The sequence below is a fragment of the Thioclava sp. GXIMD4215 genome, from assembly GCF_045291555.1.
Taxonomy (GTDB): domain Bacteria; phylum Pseudomonadota; class Alphaproteobacteria; order Rhodobacterales; family Rhodobacteraceae; genus Thioclava; species Thioclava litoralis.
The window spans coordinates 47,785-61,344 of record NZ_CP149519.1 but is presented as its reverse complement, the minus strand read 5'-3'; the positions used below and the strand labels follow the sequence as shown (position 1 = coordinate 61,344).

The window sequence follows — 13,560 nt, the reverse complement described above, 5'->3', positions numbered from 1 at the left end:
AGGCCCTCGATTTCGGTGATCTTGTGAGAAAAGGCCATAAATCACCATTCAACCGAATCGGTTGTTGTTGACTGAGTCAGAGAAGCTGCTAAATCTGAGGGTGCAAAGCACAGATTGGGCTCTCCGAGGTAACCTTGGGGGGCTCTTTCTTTTTGGGGTTGCTATTCGTGCTCCTTTTCTGGTTTCGCTGCTCGTCTCGGATCAGTCGGAAGCATGTTCCAACTGCCACGCCTCATAGAGGCGGGTCAGTTCAGTTTCAGCGTTGTCACGCATCCATTGAACAAACTCAGGCGTGTCTGTTTTTGATAGCTTAACTGTAAGTGCCCGTGCCGTTTCCTTGACCTCAGCAAGGAGAGTGCCGTCGGCGAGCGTGACAGAACGCGTCGAGGTGGCGGCTGTAGGCGCCAGGGATGTGGGCAGTAGGAGCCGCGAGACTGCATCGCTAAGCAGTGCAAAGCGATCGTCAGACGACCCTGCTGCAGACATCTCGATGCGTTCAACGACTTCTTCCAGGTCGATCTCATGATCCCGAACGCGATCAGCGAGTTCTTCCCACCGTCGACGTCCAATGCCATGCGCAGATCCAACAATCTGGATCACAACCTCCGGAATCGCCCGGGCGACCTTGGTCATGCGTGATAGCATCGCCTTGTCGACGGCCAGTGCATCCATAATGACCGAGGAAGCATAGCCGCTTTCGGCAAGTTCGGCGGCGAAAAGCGCCTTCTCAATGAAGCTCGGATCTAGACGTTGTGAGTTCTCTTGCCCCTGCGCAACGATAGCCTCCTCGTCAGACAGCGACCGGACGAGTGCTTTGGCCGGAATGCCGAGAGTTCGAAGCGCTCGCAACCGCCGACGCCCGTAAACGATACGATAGTATCCCGGTCGATCGGAAACCGGACGCACCATAATGGGCACCTGTTGCCCATGCTCATTAATACTCGCAGCTAGTGCCGCGACGTCCTCGTCAGCGAATGCGAGACGATCCTTCGGGCCACCTTCTTCGATGACTTCGACCGAAATTTCTCTCACAGCGTTGCTTGAGAGATCTTTCAACGTAGATTTCATACCGCTCATTGCCCCGGTGTTCGGGAAGCGGGACTTTTGTTCTCGCTGAGCCGCTTCTGAGACGGCATTTTCGGGTGGAGGAGGGGGTTGGAATAAATTGCGGCGTGCCATTAGTCAGTCTTCCTTCCCCATGCCTGCTGAATCGTCTTCTCGAATTCGTCGGCAACGCCATTCACACTCTCGAGAATGCGATCGAGCGTTTTCTTAACGACTTGGGCGGGATCCAATTCATAGATTGTTTGTTGGGTCATTCCGGCATCCGAGATGGCAGTCGACTTAAGCATCGGTGTGTTCAGAACTTGGTCGAGTAGGATCGACCGCAGGAAGCCAGCCATCTGCGACTGGGGCACGTCGGTGGGCTCGTATCTTGCGATCAGGAATTTGAGGAAGTTCCAGTCGATCGGCCCGGTCGCCTCTTCCAATGTTTGGACGGTTTCCCCAGCCATTTCAAGGAACTGCGCCATCGAAGCCACGTCGAGCATGCTGGGCACTACGGTAATCAGCAGCCCAGTCGATGCGAGCAGGGCAGTCATTGTTGTGAAGCCGAGCTGCGGAGGGCAGTCGATGACCACGAGATCATAGTTCTCTTCAATTTCATCGAGCGCGATCGCCAGGCGTTGGGTGAACGGCGGATCAAGCTTGTGCTGAAGCGCATAGGCGGTCTCGGTCTCGTACTCAGACAACAAAAGTCCAGCAGGTGCGAGGTCGAGGTTATGAAAGTAGGTTTTTCGGATGACCTGACTAAGGGGCACCGGATCTGCGTATTTCAACGCATCATACACGGTCCCGTGCTCGGCAAATTCGATCTCCGGGCGATAGCCGAACATTGTCGTCAGGCTCGCTTGCGGATCCATGTCGACTGCAAGTACGCGATACCCACGAAGTGCATAGCGTTGTGCAAGATGGATAGCGGTGGTCGTCTTGCTGGATCCGCCCTTGAAGTTTACTATCGATAGGACTTGTAGCGCATCACCCGTACGGCGTCCGGGGAGATAGGCGTCTCCGTTACGACCTGTCCGAGCCATTACGTGGCGGATCTGGTCGATTTCTTCGGCGGAATACAGTCGGCGTCCACGGGCATCGGTCTCGACATCCGGAAAATCACCTTCCTGGTGACGAGTCCGCAAATTCGACATGCTGATGCCGGTCAGTTCTGAGACTTCAGAGGGATAGAATTTGCGCAGCACCTTGCGGCTTTCGGGCTGAAAGCTGTTGCGCATATGGTTGTTCAGTGCTTCTGACAAGCGAACTGCGTTCGCCGCAATGGATGCAGCGATGGAAGTAGCTGGGACTTTCGTCGTCGAATTCATTCTGCCCTCGCGACCTCTTGGTGGGTCTCTGGTGTTTCGTCGCACGAACGCGAAAATTGCGCAATCAGGCGACAATAGAACCCATGACACGCAACTTTAAATCAGACAACAGTTTTTTTGGTCTCCAAAGCTGTGCCGTGCGGGGAGGTGCATCCGCTGCATCTCAGGGGCATCGTGTAACGCATTGATTTCAATATATTTTGAGATTCCACTCTGCATCCGCGACATCTGGTAGTTCAGCTATCATGATGCGCTAGGAGTGGTGGGTCGATACCAATATAGATGGATTGGCGAAATTGAGTCGTCTCCGTCGTTCCTGGGACTTCGGTCAAAGGGCGCCAGTCGTGGCCTTGATTCTGCAAGCGGGTACTGGTGGGAAGCAGGCTCAAGCCTTCGGGCGCGTTGCGGACCTAGTGATCGCGGCTTCGGTGTGGCGCCTGCAGCAATCGGAGTGATCGAGAACTTCAGCGACTTTGTACAGAACGGGTTCGCGGTGGGGCAGGGGGTCTTACAACCCCGCGGCCTTGGTGAGGTTCACCCGGAACCGGTCTCTGCGGCGCTGGTAGCGACGGGTCATCTCGGCTGAGGCATGTCCAAGCTGCTTCTGGACGTAACGCTCGTCGACCTCGGCCGAGGAGGCGAGACCCGCGCGCAGGCTGTGCCCCGAGAAAAGCGCAAGGCGGTCCTTCTCCGGCAGGTCAGAGCGGATGCCGGCATTGAGAACGCAGCGCTTGATCAGGCGCGCGACATGTTTGTCATTGAGCCGCGCCTCCAGCGCCTGTTTGCCATCTCGCGACGTGCCCACGAAGACCGGGCCGAAATCGATCTTCGCGTAGTGCAGCCATTGCGTCAGGGCGTGGACGGGGCAGGTCTGATCCTTGGAGCCGCGTCCGACTTCGACCTCGCGCCAGCCGGTCTTGGCGTTCAGCGTCAGCAGTGCGCCGCCTCCGTCCTTGCCATCCATGATTTCGATCCAGCCGCCCGAGTCCGGCGTGTCATCTTTGTGGACGTCGAGACTGACGATCTCGGAGCGACGTAGGCCGCCGGCGTAGCCCAGGAGCAGGATCGCCCGGTCGCGCAGGCCACGTAGATCGTAGGGCAGGGTGGCGAGCATCGCCAGGATATCCTCCGCAAGGATAGCCTCCTTCTGAACCGGGGGCCGCGCGTGCTTGCGCCTTATCCCCGCCAGTACAGAAGCGATATGCCGGTTCTTGCGATCGAGGGTGAAACCGCGCTGCGCGTAGTTCCACGAGAGCCCCGACAGGCGGCGGTCGATGGTGCTGACCGATAGGGCAGGGGAGGGGCCCGATCCGGCGGCCAGATCGGCGAGGTAGAGCCCGATCAACTCCGGCGACGGGGGCAGGGGATCCGTGCCCCGCAGCCGGCACCAGCGCGCGAACTGCGCCCAGTCCTTCGCATAGGCCTTCAGCGTGTTTTCGGAGGCCGCGGCGCGGGCATAGTCACGGGCCGTCTCGACGAGGCGATCAAGCGTCCCGGAGCCTGCGACATGAGAGGGCAGGGCGATCGTCTCGCTTTGCCCTTGATCTCCCTCGTCGATGGGAGCGCGATCCGACGCGGTAGCGGACGCTGAACTCAATTTCTCGCTGTCTGACTGCACGTTTCCCCCGAAAATTCGCCTGTTCTGAGATTGCTTTCCAGCCTATCGAAATAATGTCCGATAATGCAAACTTATTGGACATGATGAAATCCGGCAAGCTGCGGCGGTTTGAGCGGTTTTTTGTGGCGAAAAGCGCCGTCATGGGTTTGGCTTACGACATGCAAAACCCCGTCCCGTCCGTCAGTGACGCTCTTGAGACGCTACCCCGATTGCCGGACTGGGTCACCTCGGCACGCGACGAAGTCCTTGAAGATGTGACATTTTTGTCGGGCACAGCGCTGGCAACGCTGGATCTGGTGTTGCTCCTCGCAACGGGCCTGAAATCCCGCGACCTTCGCCTTCAGGATTCTGGGGTAGAACGAGCCTGTCAACGGGCGATCCTGCGCGCGGGCGATGATGCGTCTACGTGCGTGCTTGGGAGCTCGGCTCTCAGCCCAGGGCGGGTGTTGGCCGATGGATCATCTGCGGCAATCCTCGCCAGTCTCACACCAAACATGTCGGATAGCCGCCCGCCGCATCCGCTTCAATCAGATCGAAAAGGATCAACGCGTTCCAAGTGCTCGGGCCGGTGGACTGGCACTGTGTACGACGGTACGGGGGCCGACCGGTTGCGAAACCCGGAAATGACGATGGCTATCCCGCGCCTCCAGGCCACCAACAGGGCCCAGACGGTCGGTCATGCTTGTTGAGGGCGATAGACGCAGTCTGCCAACGAACTGCGGTTGAGATCTGCAAGGAAGGCGGCTTCGGCGCCGGCGAGGCGCGCCTTCAGGCGGCAATGTGGTGTCAGGGTGCAGGCCGTGCCCCCGGGCTGGAAACACTCGACCAGCGCTTGATCCGCCTCGAGATAGGCAACAACATCGCCTAACCGGATGTCATCGGGGCGCCGTGCGAGCGTCGCTCCGCCGCCGCCGCCCCTCCGTGTTTCCAGGTAGCCAGCGCCAGAAAGCGACGAGATCACCTTTGCAAGATGATTGCGCGACACACGGAATTCATCCGCCAGTTCCGCCGTGGTGAAGGCGCGGTCGGGGCTGCCCGCCATCCGCATGAGAACGCGCAGTCCGAAATCGGTAAAGGACGTGAGGCGCAAGAAATCGCTCCTTGATTTGGTATTTACAGTGCGTATTTAGGGGCTATAATCAGCATATCAAATGCCAATTGCATTGGACACCCCTCGATCCCGAAAGCTCTGCCATGACCGCCCCTACCGCCGAAGCCCCCACCGAGACAGGCGCCCTGATCGATCACATCCTGTCGCGCTATCACGAGCGTCACCGCTCCGAATTGCCCGGTCTGCTGGACCTCGCCGAAAAAGTCGGCAGGGTCCATGCGACGGATCAACAATCCCCGAAAGATCTGGCGCAGTCCCTGGCCGCTCTTGGTCGCGAGTTGGAGGGCCATATGGCGAAGGAAGAGATGATCCTCTTTCCGGCGATGCGGGCGGGCGGGGGGGCAGGCATCGGGCCGCCGGTTGCTGTGATGCGCGCCGAGCATGACGACCACGCCGAAGCGATCGAGCGGATCCGCAAAATGACCGGCAACTTGACACCCCCGGACCACGCTTGCGGGTCGTGGCGGGCGCTCTATGCCGGTCTGGATCGGTTCCTTGAGGATCTCGCAGCGCATGTTGCGTTGGAAAACCACGTGCTTTTCCCGCGGTTCGAGCGGGGCTAGGACGGTGTTGCGCATCCAGAAACCGTGCTGGCGGAGGCGGGCGTGGACGCCGGTTTCCGCCGCGATCTCCGGCGGGTGCCGCGTGGCCATCCGCGCCGGCTCTGACCCGTGGGCGAAACGGAAGCCTCGGTCATGAGCGCAAGCCCCGATACTTTGCCCCGCGCGCCGCGCCCGGGCGTGTCAGCCATGGCCCGGCTGTCCTGCCTGATCGTGCAGCCGGTCCTGACCAGGGTGGTGCGGCGTATCGCCAAGCGGCATCCGTCGCTTTTTGCGCGGCTTGGACCGCATCAGGGGACCGATTTCGTGATCGACCCGGTGGAATTGCCCTTTGCCCTGCACCTGCGACCTGATCCGCAGGCGCTGGTGTTTCGTGCCGTCCCGCGCAGCGCGGCGCCTGACGCGGGCGCCACAATTCGAGGTAAGTTCATGTTGCTTCTGGAGTTGGTCGACTCTGAAGAGGATGGCGATGCCGCGTTCTTCTCCCGTGATCTTGAGGTCACGGGCGACACCGAAGCCGTAGTGCGCCTCCGCAATGCCCTCGACGATGTCGATGGGTCCATCGCCGAGGAAACCGCCGAGATGTTCGGCCCTCCCGGCCGCGCCATTCTGGCAAGACTACGCCGCGCCTATCCAACGTGAAGAAAGGACGTCTCGCCCCATGAGTCTCGCCGAACTGATCTGCCCGGCCGGCACGCCCGCCGCCCTGCGCACCGCCGTCGATGCCGGCGCCGATGCAGTTTATTGCGGCTTTCAGGATGCCACCAACGCGCGCAACTTCCCCGGATTGAATTTCACGCCGGAGGAACTGGCGGCGTCGGTCGCCTATGCCCATGACAAGGGCACCAAGGTGTTGCTGGCATTGAATACCTATCCGCCTGCGGGCAAGGTCGATCTGTGGCGGCAGGCCGCCGATACAGGCGCGCGGCTGGGGGTCGATGCCTTCATCGTCGCGGATATGGGCGTGGCCGATTACATCGCGCGCACCCATCCGGGCGTCCGTCTGCACCTGTCGGTTCAGGCTGCCGCCTCCAGTCCCGAGGCGATCCGGTATTATTGCGAGAATTTCGCGGTGAAGCGCGTCGTGCTGCCGCGGATCCTGACGATCCCCGAGATCCGCGAGATCCGCAAGGAAATCCCCTGCGAGATCGAGACCTTCATCTTCGGCAATCACGGGCTGATGGTCGAGGGCCGGTGCAGTCTGACCAACTACCTCACGGGGCAATCGACCAACATGGACGGGGTGTGCTCACCCGCATCGGATGTCGAATACCGGCGCCACGAGGACGGATCGATGTCCTCGCAGCTTGCTGGGTTCACCATCGACTGTTTCGGGCCCGACGAAAAGGCGGGCTACCCGACGATCTGCAAGGGGCGCTACACCGCGCCGCACCGCTCCGAGGGATATTATGCCTTCGAGGAGCCGATCAGCCTGAACCTGTCCCGGCTGCTTCCCGATCTGATCGACGCCGGCGTTCACGCCTTCAAGATCGAAGGGCGCCAGCGCTCCAAGAGCTATGTGCGGGGCGTGGTGTCGGCCTTCCGGCAGGCCGTTGACGACATCCGCGCCGGCCGGCCGGCGAATATCGCCGATCTGGTTGCCCTGACCGAAGGGCAGAAGCAGACCCAGGGCGCGTTCGAGACGAAGAAATGGCGGTGAGTGACATGACGAAATTGACCCTTGGCCCGATCGCCTATCACTGGTCCGCCGAGGCGCGGCGCGCGTTCTACGCGCGCATTGCCGACGAGGCGCCGATCGACGAGGTTTATCTGGGCGAGGTGATCTGCTCCAAGCGCGCACCGTTTCACGAAGCCGATCTGCCCGCGATCATCGAACGGCTGCAACGGGGCGGCAAGACGGTGATCCTGTCGTCGCTGGCCGAGGTGATGCTGAAGCGCGAACGCAAGGCCACGGCCGACCTCGCCGCGATGGACGCCCCCGAGATCGAGATCAACAACGCGGCGGGTCTGTTTGCCCGGGGCCAGCGCCCGCATCGCATCGGTCCGTTCATGAATGCCTACAACGAGGCGACGATCGCCTGGATGGCGGCGCAGGGGGCGACGCATGTCTGTCTGCCCGCGGAGCTGCCCGCACCCTCGATCGCCGTTGCCGCGAAGGCCGCGCGTGCGCTTGGCCTTGGGGTCGAGGTGCAGGTCTTCGGCAGGGCTTCGCTCGCGGTCTCGGCACGGTGCTATCACGCGCGTGCCCATGGCCGGACCAAGGACAATTGCCAGTTCGTTTGCGAGGACGATCCCGACGGCATGCCGCTGCGCACCACCGATGACCGCCCGATTCTGCGCGTCAACGGCATTCAGACCCAGTCGGAAAGCTACATCGACCTGCTGCCCGAAGCCGCTCAGATGATTGCACAGGGGGTCACCCATCTGCGGCTGATGCCTCAGGCGGTGGACATGGTTGCGGTGGCGGCGCTGTTTCGGGATGTTCTGGACGGCACCCGCGCGCCGGGAGCCGCGGAAACCATGCTGCGCGAGCTGTGCGACGGAGTTTCGTTTTCCAACGGCTTCTTCTATGGCCAGGCAGGGTATCGGCGCATTGCCGCCGCGGCCCCGGCTTGATCACCGCAAGACCCGTCATCAGACACCTCAGCCCGCATCCCGGGGCTGCGGCCTGCAGGGGGGCAGTGGCACCCTTGCCTGGCTAAGGGGCGCAGCCCTCAGGCGGCCGTCGTGCGCGCCTCGAGATGCGTCCTCAGCCAGGCTTCCAGCGCCGGAAACTCGGGTGGCAAGGCGTAAGCGAACTCACCCGCAAACTCCAGGAAAGCCTCTTTGTTCAGCGCATTGAGGCCGACCAGGATCGGGATGTCCGCAGCAAGTGCGGTCGCGATAATCGGACGGAAACCGCGCCCTTCGGCTTCGTGCTTGCCGAACTTGTTCACGATCAGGCAATCGGCCCCCTTGGCGAGCTCGGCTTCCACAAGGCCCACCGCTGTTTCAAGCGCCGCCGGGTCGAGGCGGCATCCCCGGGAGGCCGCGCCCAGAGACTGCGAGATGCGGATCGTCACGCCCTCGGGCAGCACCTTGACGTCCATGTCGCAGGGACCGGCGCTTTCGCGCTCGGCATTGATTTGAACCGTCCCGACCGGGCGGTAGCCCTGTTGGATCAGGGAAGACGCCAGACGATGCAGCATCAGATTCGTATCGCCGCGCCCAGGTGCCATCGTATATCCGATCTTCATTGCGTCCTCATGCTCGGTTGAAAGGCTGGAATTCCAGCAATGCGCCTTCGGGCAGCCGGTCTGTTTCAGCCGGAATGAATATCAAACCATCCGTGCCGGGCAGGTCCGCGACATGCGCGGAATTGACGGTGTTTCCGAAGTCCACGATCTCACGCCCTTCCGAATCGAACCCCATGAGGCGTGCAGGTCGCACTTCACATCGCCCGGGTTTGCGGAAGATGGGCTTGCCTGCGACGACATGACGACGCCTCTGCTCCGCGATCTGCCGCCCGGAAAGGATATCCAGCAGGGGCAATCCGAAGATATGCCAGATCACCAATGCCGATAGTGGATTGCCCGGAAGGCCAAGCCAACTTGCCGTCCCGATCTGCCCGAAACTGACGGGTTTGCCCGGCTTGATGGCGACACCGCTGAAGTGAACCGTGGCTTCCAGCTCGCCGAGCACCGGCTTGACGTGATCTTCCTCGCCCACCGAGATCCCGCCCGTCGTGACGATCAGATCCGCGGCCTTGGCCATGTCGGCAAGGGCCCGGCGCAGGTGGGTACGGTCGTCCGCGCCCTGTATGACATCTATGAGATGGATGTCCGGCCGTGACAGCTCGGACGAAAGCATCGGCGAGTTGATGTCCCAAATCTCGGCCGCGCCCCGGTCTGCCCCGGCCGGCCGGACTTCGTTGCCCGTGACGAGAAGGGCGACCCGCACGGGGCGGATCAGATGCACGCGGGCGGCACCCGCAGCGGCACATGCCGCGATTTCACGAGGACCAAGCCTTGATCCCGCCCCCAGAACGGTCTGGCCGGGACGCATGTCACCGCCGGCACGGCGAATGTTCAGGCCGGGTTGGGGACGTCGGTCGAGGATCACCAGATTGCCGTCGCGCGCGACGTGCTCCTGCGGCACCACGGCATCCGCTCCGAGCGGCACTGGCGCGCCGGTGAAGATCTGTGCGGCGGTCCCACCGGCCACTCGCCCGGTCGACTCCGCACCGGCTGGAATACGCTGTGTGACAGGCAATCTCCAAGGACCCTCACCCCATAGGGCGGCACTGTCGAGCGCATAACCGTCCATTGCGGAACTGTCGAACGGCGGGGTCATCGTGGCCGCCAATACGGGGTCTGCAAGGACCCGCCCGGTCGCCAAGGATAGCGCTTCTGTCTCCGTGCCGGTGATGGGGCGCGCATGCTCTCCAAGCCGCCGCAAGGCTTCGTCCATCGAAATCAGCGGCGACGCGCCGTTGGAGGTTTCGCATCCACAACGCCCATTCTCGAATGCCTGGATCGCCTTCATGGCTTTGTCCTTTCGACGAAGTGGCCCGGTCCTGTTGAACAGTCGAGGTCCCGCAACCTGCCATCCTTCAAGCCGTAGATCAGCCCGTGCACGCGCACATCCGCGCCGCGGGACCATGCATTTTGCAAAATCGGGGTCTCGGACACCCGTTTTACGCCTTCGACGACGTTCAGCTCGGCCAACTTGTCGCAGCGCGTTTCATCGCTGCTGCAGGCCGCGAGGTCGACGGCGAAAGCGCGTGCAAGGCGCCGGATCGGCTCGAGCCAGTGATCGGACAATCCGTGCGGCAGGTCTTCGGTTGCGGCCTTGATCCCGCCGCAACCGTAGTGTCCGCAGACGATAATTTCTTGCACCTTCAACGTCTCGACGGCGAATTCCAGAGCCGACAGGAGGTTGAGATCCGCAGAATGCACCACATTCGCGATGTTGCGGTGCACGAAGACCTCCCCGGGATCGAGGCCCGCAACGACATTGGCCGGGACGCGGCTGTCCGAGCAACCAATCCAGAAGAATTCCGGGGCCTGCAACGCGGCAAGGCGCGCAAAATAGCCGGGATCGGCCTCATTGCGCGCCGCCGCCCATGCGATGTTTCGTGCAAGCAACGTTTCCAGCATGGGATTACACTTGCATATCCTCGATCCGCCGCCGGATCATGGCGTTCCTCAGCCGGACAATGTCATCATCGGTCAGCCTGGCTTGCGCGATCGGCAAGACGATCGCGTTCTCCACGATAAGATGGCGGCGCAGGCGATCGGCGAAGTCGCGCAGCGCGGCGGCCTCGTCGTCTTTGGCAGCTCGCTTGTCATCGTGCATCTCCGTGAGCACGGTCCGCAGGCGCGGGCACAGCTCGCTCAGCGTTTGATGCTCGACCTTCAGCCGCTCGAGCGTTGGCCCGATGTCGTCTTCCGGGGTGCACCGGACCAGCAGCATGCCCTGCAACTCGTCATCCTCGTCATGGATCAAGAGCCCGATCTCGTGATCGAGGAAGCGCAGCAGCCGCGAGATTTCGACGGGGTCCGGTAGCGAGTTGTGCGAAATCCGCTCCATCAGCTCGCAGACCGCACGCATATGCATGTGATCTTCGTGGATAAATTCGAGAGGATCCTGGAGCAGGTCCAGATCGGTCGGGTCCTGTTCGCTATCGCCGCGTCGGGTATTGGACAGATGGTTCTTCATGATGTCTCTCCTGGGGCGCGGCGTCCAAGCTCGGCTCCGGATATCTGGGCAGAGGCGACGAGCCGATCCGCGAATGCCCGGGCGTTGCGCGCCCAAGCCGCTTTTTCCATGGCGTCAGCAATCTTCGATCGCACGGTTTCAAAGGGGAGCACCGCCCCCTCGGCGATGGCGTCCATGCGGATCACGTGCCAACCGTGCCGTGTGAGGACTGGCTTCGAACTGATTTCACCTTCCTTCATCTTGCGCAGAGCCGCTTCGAACTCGGGCACGGTGTCCCCCGGACCGAGTTGTCCGAGCGTGCCACCCGACGATTTCGATCCGCAGTCGCTGTGCGCCGATGCCAGCCGCGCGAAACGTCCGGGGTCTTCTGCCACACGGGCGAGAAGACCTGCCGCCCGCGCCCGGGCCGCCACGCGTTCGTTCTCGTTTCGGGGATCGCAGGCGCAGAGGATATGGGAAACCTCCCAGAGCGGCGGGGAACGAAACCGCCCGGGGTCGCGCGCCCATTCCCTGCGGATGTCGTCCTCGGTTGGCGCAGATACCTCGACCTCGGCGTCGAGAAGGCAACGGATGAGGGCCTCTTCCCCGGTTTCAAAGCGTCCCGGCCCGACCTCGGCGGGTTCCGCCCGTATCCCGCGCTGCCGGGCCTCCTGCAGGAGAAGCGTGCGCATGGCGACCGCATTCGCCGCGTGGCGCCAGGCAACGCCGGGTTTCCCGGAGGGCGCCGGATGGTTCTGCGCTTCGTTGGCCACCACCGAATGGGGGACGAGCTCGCCATTGACGACAAGATCGGGATAGAGCTGTGCGTTCATTGCGCTTACTCCGCCGGATGGCGCGGCGCCTGACGGCGTGAGCGCACGATCTGATAGCCGGTGCGGGTCAGCAGATACCGCACGGGCGCCGCAAACCCCGAGAGAATGTGCACCAGCCGGGTGAAGGGGAAGACGAGGAAGATCGTCAGCCCCAGAACGATGTGCAGCTTGTAGATCAGCGGCTCATCCGCGATATGCGCGGCATTGCCGCTCTGGAAGGTGAAGACACCCTGAGCCCAGTTCATGAAGTTGATCACGCTGCCATGTTCGGCGGTGGCGATGGAATAGGGGACGCTGATCAGGCCAAGGGCGAGCTGCGCCACCAGCATCAGCAAGATCGTGATGTCCCAGAAGCTGGAGGTGTCGCGGATCCGCGGCTCCGTCAGCCGACGGTGCGCCAGCATCAGCGCGCCGATGATCGCGACGATACCGGCAATGCCGCCAGCGATTGCAGCCAGCAACTGCTTGGCTTCGGCGTGAATGCCGATCGCCTCGTAGACCTGGTGCGGGACCAGGAGGCCGAAGAAGTGTCCGAAGAAAATGAACAGGACGCCGATATGAAACAGGATAGACCCGACCATCAGTTGCTTGCGCCGCAGCAACTGACTGGACGAGGATTTCCAGGTGAACGGGTCCCGGTCATATCGGGCGATCGAGCCGACGATCATGATCGAGAGGGCGATATAGGGATATATGCCAAAGAAGAAATTGCTCATTTCAGCCTCCGTTACTCGGCCGTCGCGCGCGGCGCGGGATTGATCGGAACATCCATCTGCGCGAGCATGTCGCGGACTTGCGGGCATCCTCCATTCGGGTCGGGACCGAAACGCACCTCGCTTTCTTCCCAGACCTTGTCGAGCGCTTCGAGGTCGTCGGCGTCGATGTCGGGCTGATCCAGAAGCTCGGCAACCGCGGCCTGATCCGGCGCACCGCCGGAAAGCTGGAAAAGAGCGGCGAACACGGCGGCATAAGGGCTTTCGCGCCGGACAAGCCGGGCGGTCAGGGCCTCGAATATATGCGCCGCGTCCGCCAAGGTTTCCTGTGCTTCGACAAAGGGACGCGTCGACAGGAATTCCAGCAACACCGGCAGGTGATCAGGCAGTTCCGTGGTGGCCGGTTCAAACCCGCCGTCACGATAGGTCTCCAGCAGCGAGACCATCGCGCCACCCCGGTCACGGCTTTCGCCGTGGACATGTTCGAACAGGTTCAGGGACAAGGCGCGCGAGCGGTCAAACAGCATCACATATTGCTCTTGCAGCTCATAGAGGTCGCGTGTCGCCAACTGGCTCGCGAGCGGGCGCAGCGCGCGCCGCGCCGCGGCGGTCAGACGTGACTCCGAGGCGAGAACGCCGCTGATTTCGGGCATTGCCTGTTGCAGTTCCTGCGTCGGATAGCTCAGGATCAGGGACATGGCCTTGAG

General features: G+C 62.1%; 16 protein-coding genes. 5 read left to right on the top strand and 11 right to left on the bottom strand.

Going from position 1 to position 13,560, the window contains the following annotated elements; translation table 11 throughout:
• Positions 1 to 201: 201 nt before the first annotated feature.
• From repB to WDB86_RS19350, 3 genes are all read right to left on the bottom strand, one after another.
• On the bottom strand, positions 202 to 1,179 hold the full coding sequence (gene repB, locus WDB86_RS19360) for a plasmid partitioning protein RepB (RefSeq protein ID WP_341485611.1): 978 nt from the start codon (positions 1,177 to 1,179) through the stop codon (positions 202 to 204).
• Positions 1,179 to 2,378, bottom strand: a complete 1,200-nt coding sequence (repA, locus tag WDB86_RS19355) for a plasmid partitioning protein RepA (RefSeq protein WP_341485610.1) — start codon at positions 2,376 to 2,378, stop codon at positions 1,179 to 1,181. The genes repB and repA overlap by 1 nt, the downstream gene beginning before the upstream one ends.
• A gap of 508 nt (positions 2,379 to 2,886) precedes the next feature.
• Positions 2,887 to 3,996, bottom strand: coding sequence for a tyrosine-type recombinase/integrase (locus WDB86_RS19350; protein ID WP_341485609.1), 1,110 nt, complete (start codon positions 3,994 to 3,996; stop codon positions 2,887 to 2,889).
• A gap of 53 nt (positions 3,997 to 4,049) precedes the next feature.
• On the opposite strand from WDB86_RS19350, the gene WDB86_RS19345 reads away from it, so the two are divergent.
• A complete protein-coding gene (locus WDB86_RS19345; protein WP_341485608.1) occupies positions 4,050 to 4,685 on the top strand; it encodes a hypothetical protein in 636 nt (211 codons plus the stop codon).
• On the opposite strand, the gene WDB86_RS19340 is transcribed toward WDB86_RS19345, so the two are convergent.
• Positions 4,673 to 5,086: an Rrf2 family transcriptional regulator gene (locus tag WDB86_RS19340; protein WP_341485607.1), complete on the bottom strand. Its 414-nt coding sequence runs from the start codon at positions 5,084 to 5,086 to the stop codon at positions 4,673 to 4,675. The two genes, WDB86_RS19345 and WDB86_RS19340, sit on opposite strands and share 13 nt — an antisense overlap.
• A gap of 104 nt (positions 5,087 to 5,190) precedes the next feature.
• Between WDB86_RS19340 and WDB86_RS19335 the strand changes: the two genes are divergently transcribed.
• From WDB86_RS19335 to WDB86_RS19320, 4 genes are all read left to right on the top strand, one after another.
• A complete protein-coding gene (locus WDB86_RS19335; RefSeq protein WP_121534628.1) occupies positions 5,191 to 5,670 on the top strand; it encodes a hemerythrin domain-containing protein in 480 nt (159 codons plus the stop codon).
• A gap of 132 nt (positions 5,671 to 5,802) precedes the next feature.
• Positions 5,803 to 6,309: an SCP2 domain-containing protein gene (locus WDB86_RS19330; protein ID WP_406737121.1), complete on the top strand. Its 507-nt coding sequence runs from the start codon at positions 5,803 to 5,805 to the stop codon at positions 6,307 to 6,309.
• Positions 6,310 to 6,328: 19 nt separating this feature from the next.
• A complete protein-coding gene (locus WDB86_RS19325) occupies positions 6,329 to 7,327 on the top strand; it encodes a peptidase U32 family protein (RefSeq protein WP_341485605.1) in 999 nt (332 codons plus the stop codon).
• A 5-nt stretch (positions 7,328 to 7,332) separates the two neighbouring features.
• Positions 7,333 to 8,244, top strand: a complete 912-nt coding sequence (locus WDB86_RS19320; RefSeq protein WP_245965301.1) for a U32 family peptidase — start codon at positions 7,333 to 7,335, stop codon at positions 8,242 to 8,244.
• Positions 8,245 to 8,342: 98 nt separating this feature from the next.
• Here the strand turns inward: WDB86_RS19320 and WDB86_RS19315 are convergent, their stop codons facing one another.
• Genes WDB86_RS19315 through narJ form a run of 7 tightly spaced genes read right to left on the bottom strand, consistent with a single transcriptional unit; the run spans position 8,343 to position 13,551 of the window.
• Positions 8,343 to 8,864, bottom strand: coding sequence for a DUF2478 domain-containing protein (locus tag WDB86_RS19315; protein WP_121534631.1), 522 nt, complete (start codon positions 8,862 to 8,864; stop codon positions 8,343 to 8,345).
• A 7-nt stretch (positions 8,865 to 8,871) separates the two neighbouring features.
• Positions 8,872 to 10,152 (bottom strand): gephyrin-like molybdotransferase Glp, encoded by a 1,281-nt coding sequence (gene glp / locus WDB86_RS19310; RefSeq protein WP_341485603.1) that lies wholly within the window; start codon positions 10,150 to 10,152, stop codon positions 8,872 to 8,874.
• The gene (locus WDB86_RS19305; protein ID WP_121534633.1) at positions 10,149 to 10,766 is read right to left on the bottom strand and encodes a carbonic anhydrase; all 618 of its coding nucleotides are present in this window, start codon (positions 10,764 to 10,766) and stop codon (positions 10,149 to 10,151) included. The genes glp and WDB86_RS19305 overlap by 4 nt, the downstream gene beginning before the upstream one ends.
• A gap of 4 nt (positions 10,767 to 10,770) precedes the next feature.
• Positions 10,771 to 11,328: a hemerythrin domain-containing protein gene (locus WDB86_RS19300; RefSeq protein ID WP_121534634.1), complete on the bottom strand. Its 558-nt coding sequence runs from the start codon at positions 11,326 to 11,328 to the stop codon at positions 10,771 to 10,773.
• The gene (locus tag WDB86_RS19295) at positions 11,325 to 12,140 is read right to left on the bottom strand and encodes a peptidylprolyl isomerase (protein WP_121534635.1); all 816 of its coding nucleotides are present in this window, start codon (positions 12,138 to 12,140) and stop codon (positions 11,325 to 11,327) included. Before WDB86_RS19295 ends, WDB86_RS19300 begins: the two co-directional genes overlap by 4 nt.
• Before the next feature lie 5 nt (positions 12,141 to 12,145).
• Positions 12,146 to 12,856, bottom strand: a complete 711-nt coding sequence (gene narI, locus WDB86_RS19290) for a respiratory nitrate reductase subunit gamma (RefSeq protein ID WP_341485602.1) — start codon at positions 12,854 to 12,856, stop codon at positions 12,146 to 12,148.
• Between the two features lie 11 nt (positions 12,857 to 12,867).
• On the bottom strand, positions 12,868 to 13,551 hold the full coding sequence (gene narJ / locus WDB86_RS19285; RefSeq protein WP_406737120.1) for a nitrate reductase molybdenum cofactor assembly chaperone: 684 nt from the start codon (positions 13,549 to 13,551) through the stop codon (positions 12,868 to 12,870).
• Positions 13,552 to 13,560: the final 9 nt, after the last annotated feature.

Coding starts and splice junctions, on each gene's coding strand:
- repB (WP_341485611.1), bottom strand. CDS start 1,179: ATGGCACGCCGCAATTTATTCCAACCCCCTCCTCCACCCGAAAATGCC.
- WDB86_RS19315 (WP_121534631.1), bottom strand. CDS start 8,864: ATGAAGATCGGATATACGATGGCACCTGGGCGCGGCGATACGAATCTG.
- WDB86_RS19345 (WP_341485608.1), top strand. CDS start 4,050: ATGTCCGATAATGCAAACTTATTGGACATGATGAAATCCGGCAAGCTG.
- WDB86_RS19295 (WP_121534635.1), bottom strand. CDS start 12,140: ATGAACGCACAGCTCTATCCCGATCTTGTCGTCAATGGCGAGCTCGTC.
- WDB86_RS19305 (WP_121534633.1), bottom strand. CDS start 10,766: ATGCTGGAAACGTTGCTTGCACGAAACATCGCATGGGCGGCGGCGCGC.
- glp (WP_341485603.1), bottom strand. CDS start 10,152: ATGAAGGCGATCCAGGCATTCGAGAATGGGCGTTGTGGATGCGAAACC.
- WDB86_RS19300 (WP_121534634.1), bottom strand. CDS start 11,328: ATGAAGAACCATCTGTCCAATACCCGACGCGGCGATAGCGAACAGGAC.
- WDB86_RS19330 (WP_406737121.1), top strand. CDS start 5,803: ATGAGCGCAAGCCCCGATACTTTGCCCCGCGCGCCGCGCCCGGGCGTG.
- repA (WP_341485610.1), bottom strand. CDS start 2,378: ATGAATTCGACGACGAAAGTCCCAGCTACTTCCATCGCTGCATCCATT.
- narJ (WP_406737120.1), bottom strand. CDS start 13,551: ATGTCCCTGATCCTGAGCTATCCGACGCAGGAACTGCAACAGGCAATG.
- WDB86_RS19325 (WP_341485605.1), top strand. CDS start 6,329: ATGAGTCTCGCCGAACTGATCTGCCCGGCCGGCACGCCCGCCGCCCTG.
- WDB86_RS19335 (WP_121534628.1), top strand. CDS start 5,191: ATGACCGCCCCTACCGCCGAAGCCCCCACCGAGACAGGCGCCCTGATC.
- WDB86_RS19320 (WP_245965301.1), top strand. CDS start 7,333: ATGACGAAATTGACCCTTGGCCCGATCGCCTATCACTGGTCCGCCGAG.
- narI (WP_341485602.1), bottom strand. CDS start 12,856: ATGAGCAATTTCTTCTTTGGCATATATCCCTATATCGCCCTCTCGATC.